The sequence below is a fragment of the Runella sp. CRIBMP genome (assembly GCF_009905605.1).
In the GTDB taxonomy this organism is placed as follows: domain Bacteria; phylum Bacteroidota; class Bacteroidia; order Cytophagales; family Spirosomataceae; genus Runella.
Genome location: NZ_JAAAKZ010000001.1, coordinates 285,572 through 305,620, shown reverse-complemented (window position 1 = coordinate 305,620; position 20,049 = coordinate 285,572). Strand labels below are relative to the sequence as shown.

At 46.2% G+C, this 20,049-nt stretch carries 18 protein-coding genes; 5 read left to right on the top strand and 13 right to left on the bottom strand.

Translation table 11 applies throughout. From position 1 onward, the window contains the following. Positions 1–46: 46 nt before the first annotated feature. From GVN20_RS01345 to GVN20_RS01325, 5 genes are all read right to left on the bottom strand, one after another. The gene (locus GVN20_RS01345; RefSeq protein ID WP_166556613.1) at positions 47–400 is read right to left on the bottom strand and encodes a YraN family protein; all 354 of its coding nucleotides are present in this window, start codon (positions 398–400) and stop codon (positions 47–49) included. A 32-nt stretch (positions 401–432) separates the two neighbouring features. Beyond that, positions 433–1,308, bottom strand: a complete 876-nt coding sequence (locus GVN20_RS01340; protein ID WP_166556612.1) for an AraC family transcriptional regulator — start codon at positions 1,306–1,308, stop codon at positions 433–435. A 1-nt stretch (position 1,309) separates the two neighbouring features. Then, a complete protein-coding gene (locus GVN20_RS01335; RefSeq protein WP_166556611.1) occupies positions 1,310–3,193 on the bottom strand; it encodes a monovalent cation:proton antiporter-2 (CPA2) family protein in 1,884 nt (627 codons plus the stop codon). Beyond that, a complete protein-coding gene (locus GVN20_RS01330) occupies positions 3,190–3,756 on the bottom strand; it encodes an NAD(P)H-dependent oxidoreductase (RefSeq protein ID WP_229598939.1) in 567 nt (188 codons plus the stop codon). Before GVN20_RS01330 ends, GVN20_RS01335 begins: the two co-directional genes overlap by 4 nt. 210 nt (positions 3,757–3,966) lie before the next feature. Next, on the bottom strand, positions 3,967–5,877 hold the full coding sequence (locus tag GVN20_RS01325; RefSeq protein WP_166556609.1) for an AAA domain-containing protein: 1,911 nt from the start codon (positions 5,875–5,877) through the stop codon (positions 3,967–3,969). Between the two features lie 230 nt (positions 5,878–6,107). Between GVN20_RS01325 and GVN20_RS01320 the strand changes: the two genes are divergently transcribed. The 3 genes from GVN20_RS01320 to GVN20_RS01310 are packed head-to-tail and all read left to right on the top strand — an operon-like array spanning position 6,108 to position 11,922. After that, on the top strand, positions 6,108–6,947 hold the full coding sequence (locus tag GVN20_RS01320; protein ID WP_166556608.1) for a sugar phosphate isomerase/epimerase: 840 nt from the start codon (positions 6,108–6,110) through the stop codon (positions 6,945–6,947). Positions 6,948–6,980: 33 nt separating this feature from the next. Further along, positions 6,981–8,102: a Gfo/Idh/MocA family protein gene (locus GVN20_RS01315; RefSeq protein WP_166556607.1), complete on the top strand. Its 1,122-nt coding sequence runs from the start codon at positions 6,981–6,983 to the stop codon at positions 8,100–8,102. Positions 8,103–8,130: 28 nt separating this feature from the next. Then, positions 8,131–11,922, top strand: a complete 3,792-nt coding sequence (locus GVN20_RS01310) for a PVC-type heme-binding CxxCH protein (RefSeq protein WP_166556606.1) — start codon at positions 8,131–8,133, stop codon at positions 11,920–11,922. 63 nt (positions 11,923–11,985) lie between these two features. Here the strand turns inward: GVN20_RS01310 and GVN20_RS01305 are convergent, their stop codons facing one another. The 8 genes from GVN20_RS01305 to GVN20_RS01270 all read right to left on the bottom strand — a co-directional run bounded on the left by GVN20_RS01305 (position 11,986) and on the right by GVN20_RS01270 (position 18,199). Next, positions 11,986–13,077, bottom strand: coding sequence for an acyltransferase family protein (locus GVN20_RS01305; protein WP_166556605.1), 1,092 nt, complete (start codon positions 13,075–13,077; stop codon positions 11,986–11,988). Positions 13,078–13,122: 45 nt separating this feature from the next. After that, on the bottom strand, positions 13,123–14,307 hold the full coding sequence (locus GVN20_RS01300; RefSeq protein WP_166556604.1) for a cytochrome-c peroxidase: 1,185 nt from the start codon (positions 14,305–14,307) through the stop codon (positions 13,123–13,125). Between the two features lie 64 nt (positions 14,308–14,371). Further along, the gene (locus tag GVN20_RS01295) at positions 14,372–15,289 is read right to left on the bottom strand and encodes a PD40 domain-containing protein (protein WP_166556603.1); all 918 of its coding nucleotides are present in this window, start codon (positions 15,287–15,289) and stop codon (positions 14,372–14,374) included. A 201-nt stretch (positions 15,290–15,490) separates the two neighbouring features. Further along, positions 15,491–16,033 (bottom strand): dihydrofolate reductase family protein, encoded by a 543-nt coding sequence (locus GVN20_RS01290; RefSeq protein ID WP_166556602.1) that lies wholly within the window; start codon positions 16,031–16,033, stop codon positions 15,491–15,493. 20 nt (positions 16,034–16,053) lie between these two features. Continuing rightward, a complete protein-coding gene (locus GVN20_RS01285; protein ID WP_166556601.1) occupies positions 16,054–16,380 on the bottom strand; it encodes an MmcQ/YjbR family DNA-binding protein in 327 nt (108 codons plus the stop codon). Positions 16,381–16,447: 67 nt separating this feature from the next. After that, positions 16,448–16,957, bottom strand: a complete 510-nt coding sequence (locus GVN20_RS01280) for a YdeI/OmpD-associated family protein (protein WP_166556600.1) — start codon at positions 16,955–16,957, stop codon at positions 16,448–16,450. Between the two features lie 57 nt (positions 16,958–17,014). Continuing rightward, positions 17,015–17,449: an SRPBCC domain-containing protein gene (locus GVN20_RS01275; protein WP_166556599.1), complete on the bottom strand. Its 435-nt coding sequence runs from the start codon at positions 17,447–17,449 to the stop codon at positions 17,015–17,017. A gap of 54 nt (positions 17,450–17,503) precedes the next feature. Beyond that, complete coding sequence (locus GVN20_RS01270; protein WP_166556598.1) at positions 17,504–18,199, bottom strand: YafY family protein; 696 nt, start codon at positions 18,197–18,199, stop codon at positions 17,504–17,506. A gap of 205 nt (positions 18,200–18,404) precedes the next feature. Here GVN20_RS01270 and GVN20_RS01265 point away from each other — a divergent pair, with 205 nt between their 5' ends. Further along, complete coding sequence (locus GVN20_RS01265; protein ID WP_166556597.1) at positions 18,405–18,758, top strand: YciI family protein; 354 nt, start codon at positions 18,405–18,407, stop codon at positions 18,756–18,758. An 8-nt stretch (positions 18,759–18,766) separates the two neighbouring features. Beyond that, entirely contained in the window at positions 18,767–20,014 is a 1,248-nt protein-coding gene (locus GVN20_RS01260) for an RNA polymerase sigma factor (protein ID WP_166556596.1), read from the top strand. The last annotated feature ends 35 nt before the right edge of the window (positions 20,015–20,049 follow it).

Genomic DNA, 20,049 nt, shown 5'->3' with positions numbered 1-20,049 from the left:
TGGCTACGATCCGACGTTTTTGAACCGTCAGACCGTAGCCATTTTTTTAATAGAAGGCGTCTTCAATGTGCTCAATCCGGGTGGTATGCTGCGTAATAATGACCGAGATTACGTCAAAACGAATGTCACCCTGCCAGTCCGTATCAAAAATATACTGCTCGGCGGCTTTCATAATGAGCCGGCGCTTGGTGGCATCCACAAACTCCTCGGGCATTCCAAAACTGACGTTGGTGCGGGTTTTTACCTCAACGAAGGTCAGGATTTTGTTCTTTTTGGCAATAATATCAATCTCCGAATGGCGAAAACGATGGTTACGAACCAAAATTTCGTAGCCTTTGTCCTGCAAAAAAGCCGTCGCTTTGTCTTCACCGAGCTTACCCGTTTCTAAGTGTTCTGCCATAATTTGCCCTGTTACGATTGAGGGTTAATAATTTATTCCCCACCTCTCATATACACCTTCTGGTACTGCAAAGGTGACTTCCCCGTTTGGTTTTTAAACTGGCGGTTGAAATTTGAGACGGTGTTGAACCCGCTTTCGTAACATATTTGGGTAACAGAATATTTTTCTTGCACCAACAGCTTGCACGCGTGACCGATGCGAATTTCGCTCACAAAGTCCGAAAAAGTTTTGTTGGTACGACTTTTAAAGTACCGACAAAAAGCCGCTTCTGTCATGTTGGCCAGTGCAGCGACTTCGTTCAGACGAATCTCTTCTTTGAAGTGTTTCATCACGTATTCATACACCCGCTGCATCCGCTCGGTCTCCGATACTTTATGGGTATTGACGTACCCAACGCTCGTAATGTACATCACTTCCGAAGAATTTGCCAAGTGATGTAGCGTGGTCAACAATTCTAAAATGGTCTCAAAACCTTGATTAGACGCTATTTTTTTGAGGTTTTCTCTTACCATTTGGCGGGCCGCTCCCCTAATGTCCAACCCTCTTTGCCCTTTTTCCAACAACTGTTTTAAAACGTGCATTTCGGGTTTATCAAAGAAACCCTCGCCCAGAAAATCTTCTGTAAAGTACGCCACGATACCGTGGGTTTTTAGTTGTGGGTTTCCCTCAAAATACGCCCGATCGCTCCGCCAGAGGTGCGGAATATTAGGTCCTAAAAAAACGGTATCACCCGCCTCAAAGTGCCTGATATCGTCACCTATGAAGCGTGTACCAGTTCCTTCAAGCACCGTAAAAAGTTGATAATGTGGATGAAAATGCCAATTGGGGTCAAAATGAGCTTCTTGCAGCTCAATCGTCGTAAACGATGCCGATGGCAGTTGTAGTTCTTTTCTTACAGGAATACGCATCTCATTTTTTGGGGTCGTTTTGGGTTACTACTTGCCTTAAGTGTTCGCTGTCCCAGCTTATATCTGTCTCTTCTTTGGCCAGAAATAAGTCGTTTTGCAGGATTTGCTCCTGCCACTGTACTTGCTCACGTACCGATAATGCATACTCTTTCACATTATGGCGATTTTTTGATAGTTTTTCTAGCGATTGCTCATCGTAATGAATAAATTTTTGCCCCTGCCGGGTGGCGGTGTATTTTCGAAAGCCCAACTTGACCATTGCATCCACCCCTAATCTAACCGCCGTATCGAGCGTTTCGCGATAGATATGCTCCACATGCATGTCCATAAGGTCATAGGCATCATAGCGATTGCGTGCCCGGGCAAAAATGCGCAGATTAGGATATTTTTTCTTGGCGGTTTCCACCAACAGATGGTTCAATTCTGGCGGGTCGATGGCCGCAATCAAAATGGCCGCTTCTGAAGCCCCAGCGGCTTCCAGCAAGTCCACTCGGGTAGCATCGCCAAAATACACCTCAAACCCCATTCGCCGCAGTAAATCTACCCGGTCCGAATCATTATCTAAAATTGTAGCTTTGATTCCATTGGCTCGCAAAAACCGCCCGACGGTACTCCCAAAATGCCCAAACCCGGCGATGATTACTTTGTGTTGGGTATCAATCGTGTCGGATTCTTCCTGCTCATCGCCCTTGGTTTTTACGCCAAAATAAGGCTCTATCAGCTTTTCATTGAGCAATAAAACCAACGGAGTGGAAGCCATCGTAATGGCAACGACGGCCATCAGTTTTGCATTCCAAACGGCGTCCAATAAATTAATTTGGCTAGAAAATGACAACAAAACGAAGGCAAATTCTCCCACCTGACTAAGTCCAAAAGAAAAGATGAGGTTTTGGTCACTGCTCATTTTGAACAGTTTGCCCGTAATAATCAAAACGATAAATTTTAAGACCAGTACCAACACCACCAGCAGCGCAATGGTGGCAGGGTCGCTCATGATTTGGTCAAAATCAATGGTGGCACCCACGCTCACAAAAAACAATCCAAGCAATAATCCCTTAAACGGCTCAATGTCGCTCTCCAACTCATGCCGAAACTCGGTATTGGCCAAAACCATTCCAGCCAAAAATGTACCCAACGCAGGGCTTAATCCTACCGCCTGCATCAGCGCCGCTACGCCTACCACGATAAACAACGCCGCTGCCACAAACAACTCGCGCATTTGGCTTTTGGACACAAATCGCAGAAAAGGAACGACCAAGAACTTCCCGATTAGCAAAATCAATCCCACCACAACAAAAACCGAAATCGCCTGAATCCAAGCGGGTTGCTCCGAAAAAAGCGACGCATGGGTCTCTGCCCCCGCATGTGGTGTACCCAAAAGCGGCAAAAGTGCCAAAATGGGAATGACGGCAATATCTTGGAAAAGAAGTACCGAAAAGGAGGCTTCCCCAGCGATGGTTCTTGATATATTTTTTTCTTTCAATGTTTGCAAGACAATCGCCGTCGAAGACATCGAAAACGCCAACGCCACCGCTAAGGCCATTTCCCATTGCCATTTCATCAACAGAAAACTGATAAAAAGTAAGACAGTTGTCCCCGCTACCTGAAGTCCTCCCAACCCGAGAATGGCTTTTCGCATTTCCCAGAATTTGCGGGGATTAAGCTCTAAACCAATCAAAAAAAGCATCATCACCACCCCAAATTCTGAAGCGTGCATGATGTCTTGCCCGTTTTCACCCACAAAACCCAACACAAAAGGCCCAATCAATATACCTGCTACCAAATACCCAAGCACGGAACTTAACCCGATTTTTTTGGCAATAGGCACAAGGACAATCGACGCCCCCATAAATACTAATGCTTGAAATAAAAATCCTGTGCTCATTTTGAGGTCGCTATTTTTTTGAGAAGATCATTAATGTACGTGTGTTGATATAGGTTTGGTTGGTATTGAATATCCTGCCAATTGTCCAAAAATAGCCCAAGCTCAGTAGCATAGTCCGCAAAACCCTGTTTGTCTAAGCGGTGGGTACCGTGAATCACAAAAGGAGGGAAATAATTCATCTTGCAGAGATTCGCCGTTTGTTCAAAAGGCCGAAGAAACTCTCTGATAGTAAACCGATTATGACCACTTTCTTGATACGCCTGTACACCTCCCCCTACCGTAATGGTCTGTAAAATGGATTTTCCTTCTAAGGCATCTCCACCTGGCCCATACGCCCAACCTACCTCCAGCACCATGTCTATCCATTGCTTCAACAACGGCGGACAACTATACCAATAAAAAGGATGATGCCAAATAATCATCTCGTGTTGTAAAAGGAGCTCTTTCTCGTACTCCACATCAATGTTAAAATCAGGATAGCGTTCATATAAATCATGAAACGTGACATCCTCTCGATCGGAGTACGACTTTAAAATCAAACGATTGGCTCGGGATCTTTCCAAAAGTGGGTGCGTGAAAAGAACAAGAACCTTATTTTTTTCAGGAAGCATGATTGAGTATATAAGGTATAATGGGTTGCGTAAAATCGGATGTAAAAGCCGAGATGCTGGCTAATACAACACAGTGTTTTTCATCGTTGTTAGCGAATATTGGCATTTTTTGCCACAAAAGAAAGAAAAACTCTTTTTTCTAGTTAAAATAAAGTCATATTTCTACATCAATTCCCACGCGCTCTGATACGCGTCGAGGCATTCGACGTAGGTAATAAAATCAGCGTAAAAGGGAAATTGCGCCAAGGTAGCGCTATCGCCCACTACGACGAGTTTCTTGCGGGCGCGGGTCATGGCCACGTTCATCCGGCGGATGTCGGCCAAAAAACCAATGATTCCTTCGCTATTGCTGCGGGTCATGCTGATATAGACCACGTCGCGTTCTTGTCCCTGAAAACTATCCACGGTATTGACGGCAATCTGAGCCCGATACTGTTGCAGTTCGGGCACGTGGCTGAGTTGTTCGGCCAGCACCTGAATCTGCTGTTTATAAGGGGCAATCACGGCAATGCTCGGAAAAGTTTCGGCCGTTTTTTTGGTTTCCCATTCGGCCGTAAGGAGCACGAGGTGCTTGAGGAGCAAGGCCGCCTCTTCAGGATTGGTACTGCTGGTGCCTTCCAACTTTTCTTCAAAGCCACAACCAGCAGTGTCAATAAACAACACGGGTTTATCGTCTGCAAAAAGCCGCCGCTGCGCCACCGACGCGTGCGCTTTGAGTTTGTTATGATAAAAGATCTGGGAAGAATAACCCATAATTTGCTCATTCATTCGGTATTGTTCTTCGAGCAACGTAACGGCCTCGGGATGCGTGTTTACGCACTTTTCGAGCAAGGTTGTACTGAGTCCGTTTTTGGCCGCAACGTCCGATTTTATGGTGGGAGATAATTGGCAATGGTCGCCCGCCAGAATCACTTTTTGGGCTTTCAGCACTGGAATCCAACACGCAGGCTCAAGCGCCTGGCCCGCCTCATCAATCACGACCGTATGATAACGCAACTCCCTGACTGTGTAATGATTGGAGCCAACCAACGTAGCCGTAACCACCTGCGCTTTTACCAACAAATCATCGATGATGTACTGCTCAGTATTGCCCACTTCTTTCATAATCTTATGGGCTTCGTCAAAAAGTAACTTGCGTTGGTCACGTTCGGATTTGCCAAAATTACGTTTGTACTTGTGGGCCATACCCTTAAACTCCTGCGCCTGTTTTTTTAGGCGCTTCGCTTCTTTCATTTGGGGGTGTTCGGCCATTTTGCTGTCGAGCGTCAGCGCCATCAATCGTTCGGTGACGCGGGCAGGATTGCCAACGCGCAGCACATTGAGCCCTTCTTCGTGCAGTTTTTCACTCAACAAATCTACCGCTGTATTGCTCGGCGCTACTACAAGCACCTTTTGATTTTCGGTCTTGACCAACGCCTTGATTGCTTGCACCAAGGTCGTGGTTTTCCCCGTTCCTGGAGGCCCGTGTACGATAGCAAGCTCGTTGGCACTCAAAATTTTATGGACGGCAGATTGCTGCGAAGAATTTAATTTTGGAGCGTTGAAGTAAGGAATGTGCTCTTGAAAAGTCGGCTTTTGTTCTCCCGTTAAAATATGAACCAGCCTCGCAGTGGGTTCGCTTATGCTTTTGTCATACACCGCCGCCGCCTGCTTTAGGGCAGATTGCATTTCTTCGTAACTGTTATCGTCAAAAAGAACGTCAATGCCTAGTTTCCCATCCCGCGACCACTCTGGCAGCTCATCAATGCGCAAGGTTATTTTCAGGCGATTGCCGTTTTGATGCGTTACGGTTCCTTCAACACGGTCATTTTTGGGGTCGTGGTTACAAAAAAATACGGCAGGCATCCCAAACCGAAATTGGTGCGAAATATCTTGGTGGGTGGTGCGTTCGAGTTCAACGGTCAAATAATCTCCCCGGCTCATTTCAGATCCTCTGATTGCTACCGGATACCACGTCAAGCCGTTGGCCCGGCGCTCGGCCACTGAAGATTGCTCGGTGAGTTTACGGTACTGATTATGGTCTTCTTCCCGTTCGGTTTTTAATAAATCAAGCAGCTTTTTAAAATACTCCATGCCCAAAGGTACGAGATAGTGGCCTAAATGACGTTTTTAATGCGTTGATTTTTCCATTTATTGGCTTTTTAGGAGCTATTGAATTAACTTAATTTTAACAATAATTATATTCATTCATTTATTTTTGGTCAAAATTCAGTCAAAACAAGCAAAAGGAAGGGAAGTTTTTAGCATTATTTTACTATTATTTTGTACTTGAAATTTTTTGCCCCTGTCCATTCCTTTTCTATATGAAATTCAGCATGAATCTGCTCCTATGGGGCACCCAAATTGACGAAAGCCTTTTCCCAACGCTTGACCTGATTCAGGAGATTGGGTTTGAAGGCGTAGAAGTTCCGATTTTCAACCCCAATCCCGACGCTTGGCATGGCTGGCGCAAAAAACTCGATGAACTCGGCCTTCACCGCGAATGTGACACCTTTTGCGGCCCTAATGAAAACCTCATCAGCGCCGATGCTTCCATCCGCGCCAATGCCCTTACCAACCTCAAAAGAACCGTCGATTGCGGTGCCGTTTTGGGCGCCACGAAGCTCATGGGGCCGTATCACTCGGCATTGGGCGTTTTTACGGGCCAACCCGCCACGGCCGACGAATGGAAATGGGGCGTAGAAGGTATTCACCAACTAGCCGAATACGCCCAAAATCAAGGCATTTTGCTCGGATTGGAGTACTTAAACCGGTTTGAGTTATACCTCACAAGCTGCGGCGACGAACTCATTCATTTTGTGGACGACGTCAATCACCCAAACTGTAAAATTATGTTTGATACCTTCCACGCCAATATTGAAGAGAAAAACATCGGCGACTGTATCCGTAACATGGGCGACCGCATTGCGTTTATTCAACTTTCCGAAAACGACCGCAGTACCCCGGGCAAAGGCAATGTTGACTGGGCGGGGGCGTTTCAGGCCATCAAAGACATCAATTACGACGGTTGGCTGAGCATTGAAGCCTTTAGTCAGAAGCTTCCTGCCGCCAATATTTGGCGAAAAATGTTTGACTCCGAAGAGCAACTGATGCGCGACGGACTGGCATTTATCCGCAATTCATGCAACAGCATAGGAATATAAAACACATTTTTTGATAAAAAATCAAACCATATCATGTCTAAAAAAATCAACATCGCCATCGTAGGACTCGGTTTTGGAGCCGAATTTATCCCCATCTATCAGCGTCACCCAAACGCCAATATGTACGCCATTTGTCAGCGGAATGTTGAGAAACTCAACGCCATTGGTGACGCTTTCAACATTGATGTGCGTTATTCCAATTATGATGAATTATTGAAAGACCCCAACATTGACGCCGTCCATATCAACTCTCCCATCCCCAACCATGCCGAGCAAACCTTAAAGGCATTGCGCGCGGGTAAACACGTGGCCTGTACCGTTCCGATGGCTACCTCGGTAGAAGACTGCATGGAAATCGTAAAAACCTGCAAAGAAACGGGCAAAAAATACATGATGATGGAAACAGTAGTATACGCCCGTGAGTTTTTGTTTGTGAAAGAGTTATATGAAAAAGGCGAACTCGGTAAAGTGCAGTTCCTGAAAGCATCTCACCAGCAAGACATGGATGGATGGCCTGACTACTGGCCCGGTTTGCCTCCTATGCACTACGCCACGCACTGCGTAGGTCCGGTAGCAGGCTTGCTGCGGTTGGAAGCAGAATATGTTTCATGTTTCGGTTCGGGAACAATTCGCGAAGAATTGGCCAAAATCCACAACTCACCATTTGCCGTGGAATCAGCCCATATCAAGTTCAAAGACAGCGATTTGAGCGCGTATGTGTACCGTTCTTTGTTTGACGTAGCCCGCCAATACCGCGAAAGCTTTGAGGTTTATGGCTCTAAAAAATCATTTGAATGGCCGCTTATCGAAGGAGAAGAAGCCGTGATTCATACCGCCAAAAAAGAAGAGCATGAGATTCCAGAACGCGTAGCTACACCTGATTACGCTCATTTGTTACCCGAAGAAATTCAGGCATTTACCACGAGAGGTGTGTATGATGTTGAAGAAAATACGCACCTTTCGTTTACCCAAGGAGCTGGCCACGGTGGCTCACACCCTCACTTAGCCCATGAATTTTTGACGGCTCTGGTCGAAGACCGTGACCCATTCCCCAATGCGGCCCAATCGGCCAACTGGACATCGGTAGGTATTTTGGCGCACGAATCGGCCATGCAGGGTGGCAAGATTATGTATTTGCCTGATTTTAATGCGTAACTTCGAAATCATCTGAATGAACCATACAATGAAACGTCTCCTACCCATTGTTTTACTCGCGATTTTGACGTGGCAATGCGCTACGCAAAAACCCGCACAAACGGCCCAATCCAACCAACCCGTGACTCCACGCCGGTTGGAAATTCTGTTTCTGGGCGACAATGGCCACCACCGCCCCATCGAGCGTGTGCCCGCCATCATGTCTGCGCTGGGAAGCAAGGGCATCAACTTTACCTATTCTGACCAATTGGAAGACCTCAATCCGACCAATCTGGCCAAGTATGACGGTGTATTGCTTTATGCCAACTGGGATACTATCAGCAAACCTCAGGAGCGTGCATTGGTAGACTACATTGCCAGTGGCAAAGGGTTCATTCCAGTTCACTGCGCATCGTATTGTTTTCGCAATTCCGATGAATTGGTAAAAATCATGGGTGGCCAATTCTGGCGGCACACGTGGGACACCATTCGTCCTGTTTGGACCAATCCCAACCACCCTGCCATCATGGGCGTGAAGCAGTTCAAAACACTCGACGAAACCTACCTCCACAGCAAACTCCAACCCGACAATCTGGTATTGACCGAGCGCGAGATTCAGCCCGACCAGTACAAAGATAAGCCCAACGCCAAAACGGAACCATACACATGGGTACGTACCCACGGAAAAGGTCGTATTTTCTACACGGCTTATGGTCACGACGACCGCACTTGGAGCCAGCCCGAGTTTATGAAAATGCTCGAAAAAGGAATTCGTTGGGCCGTGGGTGACCAAGCCGTCAAAAACCTAGATGCTCTTGACCCGCTACCGTTTACATATAAAGAAGCTAAACTTCCTAACTACGAAAAACGCCCTGGCCCGCAATTGCAGCAAAATGCCGTCACGCCTGAGCAATCTATAAAACATATTCAGGTACCCGCCGATTTTACCTTGGAGTTGTTTGCAGCAGAGCCTAACGTAATGCACCCCATTGCCATGAGCTGGGACGAGCGGGGTCGTTTGTACGTTTTGATTACCAAAGATTATCCCAACGAACGCAAAGATACAGGGGGCACTGACTATATCCTCATTTGCGAAGACACCGACAAAGACGGTAAGGCCGATAAGTTTACGCGGTTTGCCGAAGGATTAAGCATTCCAACGGGCATGGTATTTGCCAATGGCGGGCTCATCGTCAGCCAAGCACCGCACATGCTTTTCCTGAAAGATACCAACGGTGACGACAAAGCGGACGAAAAGAAAATCCTTTTCTCGGGCTTTGGTACGGGCGACACCCACGCGGGTCCAAGTAACTTACATTATGGTTTTGATAACTGGATTTGGGGTTGTGTGGGCTATTCTGGATTCGAAGGAAAACTCAAAGACAACACCGACAGTCTGAAATTCGGACAGGCATTTTTCCGTTTCAAACCCGATGGTTCTAAAATGGAATGGATTACCAGTACCTCCAACAACACGTGGGGAATGGCTTTCAACGAAGCTGGCGATGTGTTTGGCTCCACGGCCAACAACTCACATGGCTGGTACATGGCCATCCCGCACCGTTATTTTACGGGCAATACAGGCATGGGCCGCGACAATGGTAGCCGAGGTACCGATACCCACAAAGACATGAAGCCCATCACCCCACGGATTCGTCAAGTAGACGTTTTTGGGGGCTTTACCGCCGCCGCAGGACATAATTTTTATACCGCACGGGCCTTTCCTAAGAAATACTGGAACCAAATTGCCTTCGTCGCTGAGCCTACCGGTCACGTACTGCACCAAAACCAAATGGTAAAAAAAGGTACTGATTACGAAGACAAAGAAGCCTTCAACCTCATGGCGGGTGCCGACGAGTGGTTTTCGCCCGTTTTTGCCGAAGTTGGACCCGACGGGGCCGTTTGGGTAGCCGACTGGTACAGTTTTATTATTCAACACAATCCTACTCCACAGGGCTTTGGCAACGGTAAAGGAAATGCTTACGACACCGATCTTCGCGATTATACCCACGGACGAATTTACCGAGTAGGCTACAAGCAGGCGCCTGCCTACACACCAATCTCATTGAGCAAAGACCGCCCAGCGGAATTGGTGGCAGCCCTGAAAAACTCTAATATGTTTTGGCGAAATCACGCCCAACGTATGTTGGTGGAAAGAGGCAATAAAGACGTGGTACCCCAACTGATTGCGTTGGTCAATGATACATCTGTGGACGAAATTGGCCTGAACCCTGCCGCAATTCATGCCCTCTGGGCGCTAGAAGGTTTGGGAGCTATGAATGATGAAAGTGTTTTGAAAGCCGTTACTTCTGCTCTAAAACACCCAAGTGCGGCCGTTCGCAAGAATGCCGTGCAAATTCTGCCTCCTACGGCCGCTACTGCACAAGCGCTGTTGACCAATAATACCCTGAACGACAAAGAGCCGCTCGTGGTGCTGAATTCTCTTTTGAAATTTAGCGAAACACCACTAACTCCCGAAGCTGAAAAAACCATTTTGGCTCGTTTCGAAAGCTCAAATGAAGCCGATGACCGTTGGCTTCCAGATGCATTCTCGATTATCCTGAACGCACACGGCGGAAAATTAATGAAAGCCTATTTGGCAAAACGTACCGTCGGCATGAAAGCAGAGGTCGCACCGTCGCACGGCGCACCGTCGAAGGCATCAGCACCCATGAACCATGACCACAGTGCTATGCACGGGCCCAATGCAGCCCCACCGCAAGCATCGACTACCAATCATACTGCACACGCCGCCACCAAGCCTGACTTAGCAATTACCAACATTACCACCACTCCCGCTCAGCCTTTTGTACGAGAGTATGCCGCTATCGCGATTGAAATAACCAACAAGGGAACTGCCATTCCGAAAGAAACCGTTCCTGTGGTGAAAGTTCAAATCGAAGGCTTGGGACTCAAAATCAATTTGGTAAGTTATCAATTGAAAAATGGTATCGGCGCGGGTGAAACCATTCAATTGGTCGAAAGTAACAACGGCCCTTGGGTTGGACGGATGGGATTTACGGCCGAACAGGCGGGAAAATTGCGCATTAGCGCCAGCATCGACCCCGATAACCTGATTTCCGAAGAAGATGATGTTAAGAACAACTCATTTGCCAAAACCTTTGAAGTAAAACGCCCCGCCAAACTTTCTGACTTTGCGTTGGAGCGCGCCGCCCGGAGCTATGCTTCCTCTACGGTAAGCCCAGATTCGGTTATTGCGTTGATTGTCAAAGCCAATACGCTAGACAGCGAAGCTCGTTATGCAGTGTTGAAAGGAATCGTAAATGGTTGGAATCCGCGTCGTAAAGTGACAACCAACGATGCCAACAAAATGCTGTTGGTCAGCACCAAAGAAACTATTTCGGAAGATTTGAAAGCCAAATTCACGGGAATTGTAGAGTCTTTCGGAGCAAATACATTGGTTCCCGTTGACCCGAATTTGCAGGTTATCAAAATCAAATCTATCAAGGAGGCGATGAAGTTTGACATCAAAGAATTTACAGTCATTGCGGGCAAACCCGTTGAGTTGGTTTTTGAAAACCCCGACGCTATGCAACACAACTTGGTGATTATCAAACCTAAATCAACGGATATTGTAGGAAATGCCGCCGACAAGATGATTACGCAAAAAGATGCGGCCGAGAAAAACTACGTTCCCAATCTGCCGCAGGTAATCGCGTTCACGCCGTTGGTCAACCCCGACCAAACCTATCGCCTTACCTTCACGGCACCAACTGAACCAGGCAATTACCCGTACATCTGTACGTTCCCTGGCCACTGGCGCCTGATGAGCGGGGTGATGAAAGTGGTGAAAGAGGAAGTGAAGACGACGAGTAAGTAATCAAATCTATAGAATTGTAAAAAAGCGGCGCTGCACGATTTGCGGCGCCGCTTTTTTATATTGTTACACTTTTATAATGATTCCTTTTTTATACATCACGTACAGAATTACAAACCAAATCGTGATAAACGTGAGCGCTCCTGCCAAGGAGGCGTTGTAAGGGTTATTGAACCAAACGCTTATCAGATTTTTCTGCATCCAAACCTGCAAACCTACGGGCCCTTCTGGCGTATTAATTTTAAAAAGTGGTAAGGTACGAGGAATAACCCCTGACAGAAAAAAGACCGTAATGGCATTGACGCCAAAAGCCACGAAAGGAGCCGTCCAGCGGCGGTAGCCCTGCACATCAATCAACCAATAACAGATTGCTAAAGCGACCATGGCCCAGCCCCCCGCATAAAGTACAAAAGAACTCGTCCAGAGGGATTTGTTAATAGGGAAAAATTCGTTCCAAATTAGCCCGCCGATGATGAGCGCATTGCCCCAAAGAAATAGCCACGCCATTTTTTCGGCATCGGTTCGTTGGCTTCGCAACCATTGCCCCGTCAACACACCCAACATGCCAGTGCCAATGGCGGGGATAGTACTAAAAATTCCTTCGGGGTCCCATACTTTTGCCGACCGCCACAAATGCGCAGTAGTCAGCAGATTGCGGTCTACCCACGCGCCCAAGTTGGTGGTAGGCTCCAAATTGGCGTATCCTATCCCTGGCACGGGCACCAACGTCATCAATAACCAGTAGGCTGTAAGCAGTATAACAGTGATAAGCATTTGCGTATTGCGAGAGGTTTTGATAAAAATCAACGAGCAAACCAAATACACAAGGGCAATCCGCTGCAAAACGCCCGGAATACGAACGTTGGCAAAATCAAACTTTGGATACAAATTTAGGAACAATCCCAAGCCAAATAAAATCGCACTGCGCCTGATAATTTTAGAGATAGATGGCGTGGTCTTGGCCATGGCGAAGGATATAGATACCCCCACAATAAACAAAAAAAAGGGAAAAATGAGATCGGTGGGCGTGCATCCGTGCCAATGAGCGTGGAGTAAAGGCGCATAGACGTGCTCCCAATCGCCGGGGTTATTGACCAAAATCATGGCCGCGACGGTAATGCCACGAAATACGTCCAAAGAAAGTAAGCGGTTTTGCATAGTTTGATGACGGAGGGGGTTTACTATGCAAGTTAAGCAAAATTATCAGTTGAGATTGCCCCCGGGCTTCAAGCCACTAGGCACGCGTTGGGGCACCGAACGGTCAAATTGGTCGTCATTGAGGGTATTCAGAAATTCGACAATCAACGAAATATCTTTGAAATCCACTTTGAGATTTTCAACAATCGGGTCGAGTTGCTCTTTTTTTACCTTCGGATTACGGATTTTATCCCCCGCCAAATCTTCGTAAAATTCGAGCACATGTTCTAGCGTTTTGAGCGTACCGCTGTGCATATACGGTGCCGTATAGCGCAAATTCCGCAAGCTTGGCGTCCTAAATTTGTATTGATTATCCACCCCAGCATCCGACTGTGCTAGCTTTTCGTTATCAGCAACGCCCAATGCGTGCAATTGATAATCCGAAAGCATCGGGCCATTGTGACACTTGGCACATCCCGATTTCAAAAATGCCTGCATTCCATCCACTTCATTGATAGAAAGTGCATTTTTATCGCCCCGCAGATATTGGTCAAAACGAGAATTTCCACCCACCAGCGTACGCTCGTAAGCGGCAATGGCTTTGGCCATATTTTCTACCGTAATGGGTGATTCCATCGGAAAAGCCGCCCGAAAAAGGGATTGGTATTCTTTGTTTTTTCTCAACCGATTCACCACGCTGTCAAGCGCTGCTTCCGAAGCATACTGATGCCCGCGCATCTCTTCCAAGGCTTTGATGGGTTCCAAGGCCTGATTTTCAAGACTTTTGGCTCGCACATCCCAAAACATGGGCGCGTTGGAGGGAGTAGTAGCGGTAGCGAGCGTAATCCCATTAAAGGCCGCATTCAGAATGGTTTGCGAATTTCGTTTGACGAAAGGAATATCATTTGGAACATTAAACGTCCGCTTACTGCCCATACCTCGCCCATTTGCCCCGATAGAAAGCTCAAGACTTTCGGCAAACCCAAACTCTGGATGGTGACAAGTAGCACAGGCAACGTCTCTATGACCAGATAAAATGGGATCAAAAAACAGCAGACGTCCAAGAGCAACTTTCTCATCTGACGGAGCATTATCGGCGGGAAAAGGCACTTCGGTGGGCAAAGCGGCCAATTTGCTTATATCGTCTTGCTCCACTATTTTCTTTTGAGTCTTTTCTTCTCCACAGCCCCACACCGTCACCGTCATCCATAAAGCCACCGCCATCAATGGACGCAAAGCCCGTTTATTCATACATTTATACCTGATTTTGGAAGGCAAGAGTACAAAGATGCTGAATATCAGGCAATGACTTGTGTCACTCTACCTTATAGGTTACAAAAATAATCTTTTTCCCATCCGGCGACCAACATGGCACATTCAGCGTGCCTTGTCCACCCACAAAAGTCTCCGTTAGGTCTTTGACCTGTTTTGTTTTAAGGTTCAACAATCGCAATTTTACTTCTTTTCCTATCGGATGTTTTCCTTTTTGATCTTCCAAATAAGACATATACACCAGCCATTTACCATCAGGGCTTGGGTGCGCAAACCAGTTATCAAATTCATCATCGGTGAGTCGTTCTTGGTCAGTTCCGTCGGGCTTCATCCGAAAAATCTGCATTCGGCCCGTTCGATTGGAGTTAAAATAAATAAACTTGGAATCATGCCCGTATTCGGGGCCCTCGTCTAAGCCAGTAGTACTGGTCAACCGAATCTCATCGCCTCCCGCCGTGGGTAATTTATAAATATCCCATTCGCCGTTGCGCTGGGCTGAGTAAAGTATATTTTTCCCCGAACGGCTCACGCTGTGCCAAAAAGAAGGGGCTTTTTCGGTCAACAAAAGGGGCGTTCCGCCTTCGATAGGAACTTTAAAAATGCGGGAGTTATTGTTGATACCCGCTCGAACATCGTTGTAACTAAAAAAAATACTTTTACCGTCGTAGCTGATGCCGTGTGCGTTGTTGCAACGGTTGGCAAATTCGGTGTCAACTACACCCAACGATTCGCCTTTTAGGGATATTTTCTCCAGCAAACCTTTACTATTAATGATAAAATACTTTCCATCCCGCGACCAATTGGGTGATTCCAACAGGAAACCAGCCGTCAAAATCACCTGTCTTTTGCCACTCCTAACGTCCATTACCTCGACATTACTTTTTATTTTTCCGGTAACGGGCGCTTGAGATAAAGCGAGTTGCGCACTTAAAAGGCTTATTAATACAATGTACTTTTTCATAAAGGGCGATATTAAACAGCGTATATCACGAACAATAGCATAAACTTTGCCAAAAGCAAAAAACTTAGATTTTAGCTCATAATTAACCACAAAAAATGAGAGAATTTAAGTAATCAAATCTACTTAAACTCTCTCATTTTTTATACTCTTCTGACTTTAATTAAAGCATAATAAGGTTTTTTGCAAACATCCCATTCTCCCTTATGCGGTCTCTGTCGTATCCCACTTGCAGTCGTATTTCAAGGATACTAATCCTGTTTCATACACTTTTGAATCGGTCAATGTCAGCCATCTTCGTTCTTTTAAACTACTAAAAAGTGGCTTTCCTGCCCCCAAAATAATGGGGTGAATCGACAGCCAAATCTCATCTACCAGACCAAGATCCATGAGGGCATTGGTAAGTTCAGCGCCCCCAAAAAGCCAAATGTCTTTGCCTTTTTGGTTTTTGATTGCTTTAACTCTCGCTTCAATATCTCCGCTGATGAGTGTTTTTTGGGGGCTTATATCGGCCTCGGTGAGGGTGGTGGAAAAAATATATTCCCTCATTTTGGGAAGCCAGCTCTCCTGCCCATCCCCTGCCAAGGCCATTTCGTAGGTTTTTCGACCCACAAAAATGCTATCTATCCGCTTAAAAAACTCATTTAATCCATAATCCTGATCGGTAAAGCACCAGTCGTATTCTCCATTAGGGCCTTCTATGTAGCCGTCTAAACTTACAGCTAGGCCTAAAACAATTTTTCTCATAGTTATCGGATTGTTTCTACTTACCTTTTTCGCTTTGGTTTTTCTGCAATGATATTGTTGTACGCAGTTTCGATGGCTTCGATAAAAGCACTCTTCCTGACTCGGTTGAGGTCAACGTGCGTCCAACCATACACTCCCCATTTGTTGGGGACGGGATAAAATGACGTGTCTTCGCAGTAAATTACCTGTTGTTCAGGCGTTAGTTTCAAGGTTACCCACTTGTTTTCGATGTTGAACGTCGCAAAAATTTTGCCGTTGATTTTGTAAGCAGGTTTATCAAAATGAGGTACCTCCACCACGTTGGGCATTGAAGATAAAATTTCATGGGCTTGTTCTAAATCAACCATAGCATAAAAAAAACAATAAGCTGTCAAAAGGAATGGGGAGCAACGAAATTACTTCATAGGTCGACGTTTACTTCTCTAGGTCGCGAAAATACCGCAAGGTTTCGCCATAATTCAACCCCATCATCATGCCCTTGATCATCATCGAAATGCGCTTGGTTTTGGTTTCTATCGTCTTGGCCGATTCAATCCATTTGCTGTAATAATTTTGGTGACTGGTAGGCAAACTATTGAAATACGCCAATGCTTTAGGTTCATCTTCCAAACACGCCAGCAAATCGTCGGACTGTGGCAAGGGGTCGGTATCTATTTCAAGCTCGACCTCAATGGTTGCGCCTTCTTTTTTTCGGATGCCGCGCCGCATATCGACATTGACAGGAATAATAAAACCGCCCTCGCCCATGGGCAAAAGAGCCACCAGTTTGATAGAATACCCATCTAACATGCCCTTTACCCGGTACGACGTTCTAACGCCAGGGTTGAGTTCGTTGGCAATATGGGCTGGAATTTCAAAATAGGTCCAGCCCGTTTTTTCTCCTTTTTTATCAAATTTTAGCAGCAATGCCTTGAAAGAAACCATTCGTTCATCGGTTGTCGGCGGCCAATTTACCCCTTATTCAGCTTATTAACGAAGCGCTCACGCTTTATTTTCCACCAACTTTTGCATTTCTGCCAAAATAGCCTGCCAGTTACTTTCAGAGTGGGCAAGGGCTTCTTCGTCTTTCAGATTGTCCTGCGTGATGGTCAACTGTGTTCCACCCTCGGCGGCCTCCAAAATGTATTCAATGTTGGCATAATTTTCAGGAATATCCTCCGTACCGCTGAATGAACTCCAATAGTTGTACGACAGATAACGCTCAGGTTCAAAGGCCAATACCGTTCCTTTGTCTTCGTAAGTTACACCATCCCACTCGCCCGTAAAGCGGACTGGCCCACCCACTTTCCAATCGGTAATTAGGGTGGTCCCGAAAAAATATTCTTTTACAACGGCAGGATTTGTAAGGGCATCCCAAACGGCAGAAGCTGGGGAATGAATGAGAATTGGTGTTTTCAGGGCTAATTTTGTATTCATAAAAGTGCTGTTTTTTGGTTTTCGTAGCAAAGAAAACACCCTTCACTGACAACCCTATGTCAGTACCATTCGCATTTCTTGTTGTTTTATATAATCGTTGAGGTGCTGGTGGTTGGCTTTTCGAAAAGGTTTATACGTATTCTGTAATTTCAGGATGCGAGCCACCTTAAAGTCACGGTAGTCATTTCGTAGCCAACACCACCCAATTACGTGCCACGCCATAGAATAAAAAACCATCCCAATCGGCTCAATTTCACGCAAGCTTACCTCTTGACCCGCATTTTGATAATGTAGTTGCAAAATGGTCTGGGTCGTAATTGACGTTTGAATTTCGGCCAAGTATTCAAAATTATGATTGGGGCAAGACACACTCGTCACCACCTTATCTTCCAGATGTTCAACGTGTTCTTTCTGCTGATGTTTAAGCACGGCCTTCACTTTATTGAGCGCCGAATGATAATGCCGTCGGATAGATTTGTCAGTAAAGCGCTCCACAATCGACTCCACCAACACCAGCGCATTGGCTTCTTCGGTGCTGAACATGACGGGGGGCAAAAAATAGCCCTGCATAATATAATATCCCTTGTTTGACTCAAACCCAATCGGAATCCCAATTTCTTCCAGTGCCTTTAAATCACGATAAACGGTACGAACACTCATACCAAAGCGCTCAGACAATACCTCGGCTGAGGTATATTTTCGAGATTGCAGGGTAATGGCAATAGCCAATAAACGGTCGATGCGGTTCATGGGAAAAAACAGAAAAATGATAAACAGAAAAATTCAAAAAGTAAAAGTATTGGCTCGCAGATTCAAAATCGATTGGGGAACACGAGGTTCGAATAATTTATTTTTAAAATTAGAAAAAAAAATCTTCTTGGCTGTCCAGTTTTGATTGAGTCGTTCGTCATTCGTACAAATTCAATAAATTCGTTCACAAAAAACACAACTTACCATGAACAAGTACATGCTCGCCTTCTGGAATGCCATTCCTTCTGAAGAGTCTTTTGCCCAACTGTCGCCCGAAGCGATTCAGGTGGAAATCGAAAAATGGAATAATTGGATTGGAGGAATTGCCGCCCAAGGCAAAATGGTGACCGCCGAAGCACTGCACAATACGGGAAAAACAGTCTCTGGCTCCGCCAAGATTGTTACTGATGGTCCTTTTACGGAAGGCAAAGAAATCATCGGTGGCTTTATGATTCTCACGGCCGACAGCCTGGAAGAAGCCGTAGAACTATCAAAAGGCTGCCCTATTTATGACTCGGAGGGTCGGGTGGAAGTGCGTCAAATTCAAGTTTTTAATTAATCTTCAGGATGACGGAAGTCAATCGGATGGCGGAGCATCTTTTTCGACATGAGTCGGGAAAGATGCTCGCTGTACTCACGCGGGTATTTGGTTTTTCCAACTACGATACCGCCCGCGATGTGGTTCAAGATACTTTATTGGCCGCTCTGGAACAGTGGAAACTGAACGGCATCCCCGAAAACCCAACGGGATGGCTCTATACTTCGGCCAAAAACCGAGTGCTCGACCGGCTCCGCAGGGAGAAAAAAATGGCCGAAATAAGCCCCGAAATTGCCTACGAATTCCAATCAGAACAGCAAATGCAGCAGCACATAGACCAATTGTTTCTGGAACATGAAATGGAAGATAGCCAGCTCCGGATGATGTTTGCGTGCTGCCACCCAAGTTTACCTCCCGAAGCCCAAATAACGCTTATTCTACGAACACTCTGCGGGCTAAGCATTACCGAAATCGCCAACGCTTTTTTATCCAACGACGAAAACATTACCAAACGCCTCTACCGGGCCAAAGACAAAATCCGCAGCACGCCCATTGAGTTGGAAGTGCCCTACGGCAATGAACTTCCAACGCGACTAGATACGGTTTTAAAGGCTGTTTATCTGCTTTTCAACGAAGGTTACAATTCGCAGCACCCCGACCGGCTTATCAGGCAAGACCTGTGCGAAGAAGCCCTCCGACTAGGCACACTATTGAGTCAGCATCGGTATACCGACCTCCCCAAAACCGCCGCGCTGCTATCGTTGATGTATTTTCAAGCGTCAAGGTTTGATGCCCGACAGGATGAAGAAGGAAATATTATTTTGTTAGCCCATCAAGACCGCCAAAAATGGAATCGGGGGCGGATAGACGCAGGAATTGCCTTCTTAAATAGAGCCTCTCAAGGACCCGACATCAGCAGCTACCACCTCGAAGCCGCTATTGCCTCCTATCACGCCCGGGCTGAGCGTTTTGAAAGTACTAACTGGCAGGCCATTATGTATCTTTATCGGCTGTTGGAACAAATCAATCCGAGCGTAATGGTACAATTCAACAAAGCCATTGCCACGGGGTTTGCAGAAGGGCCACAACGCGGCACGGAAGCCTTACTGAACATAAAAGGGCTTGAAAACAATGCTTATTATCACACCGCACTGGGTGACTTTTTTGCGCAATTGAAAGACCCTAATAATGCAAAAACGCACTATGAAACCGCCATTCTGTTGACAAAGTCAAAGGCTGAATGGCAGTTGATATGGAAGAAAATAGAGATGCTTTAATTGAGACTTTCTGAGCAAATTCAAAACATCGGTAA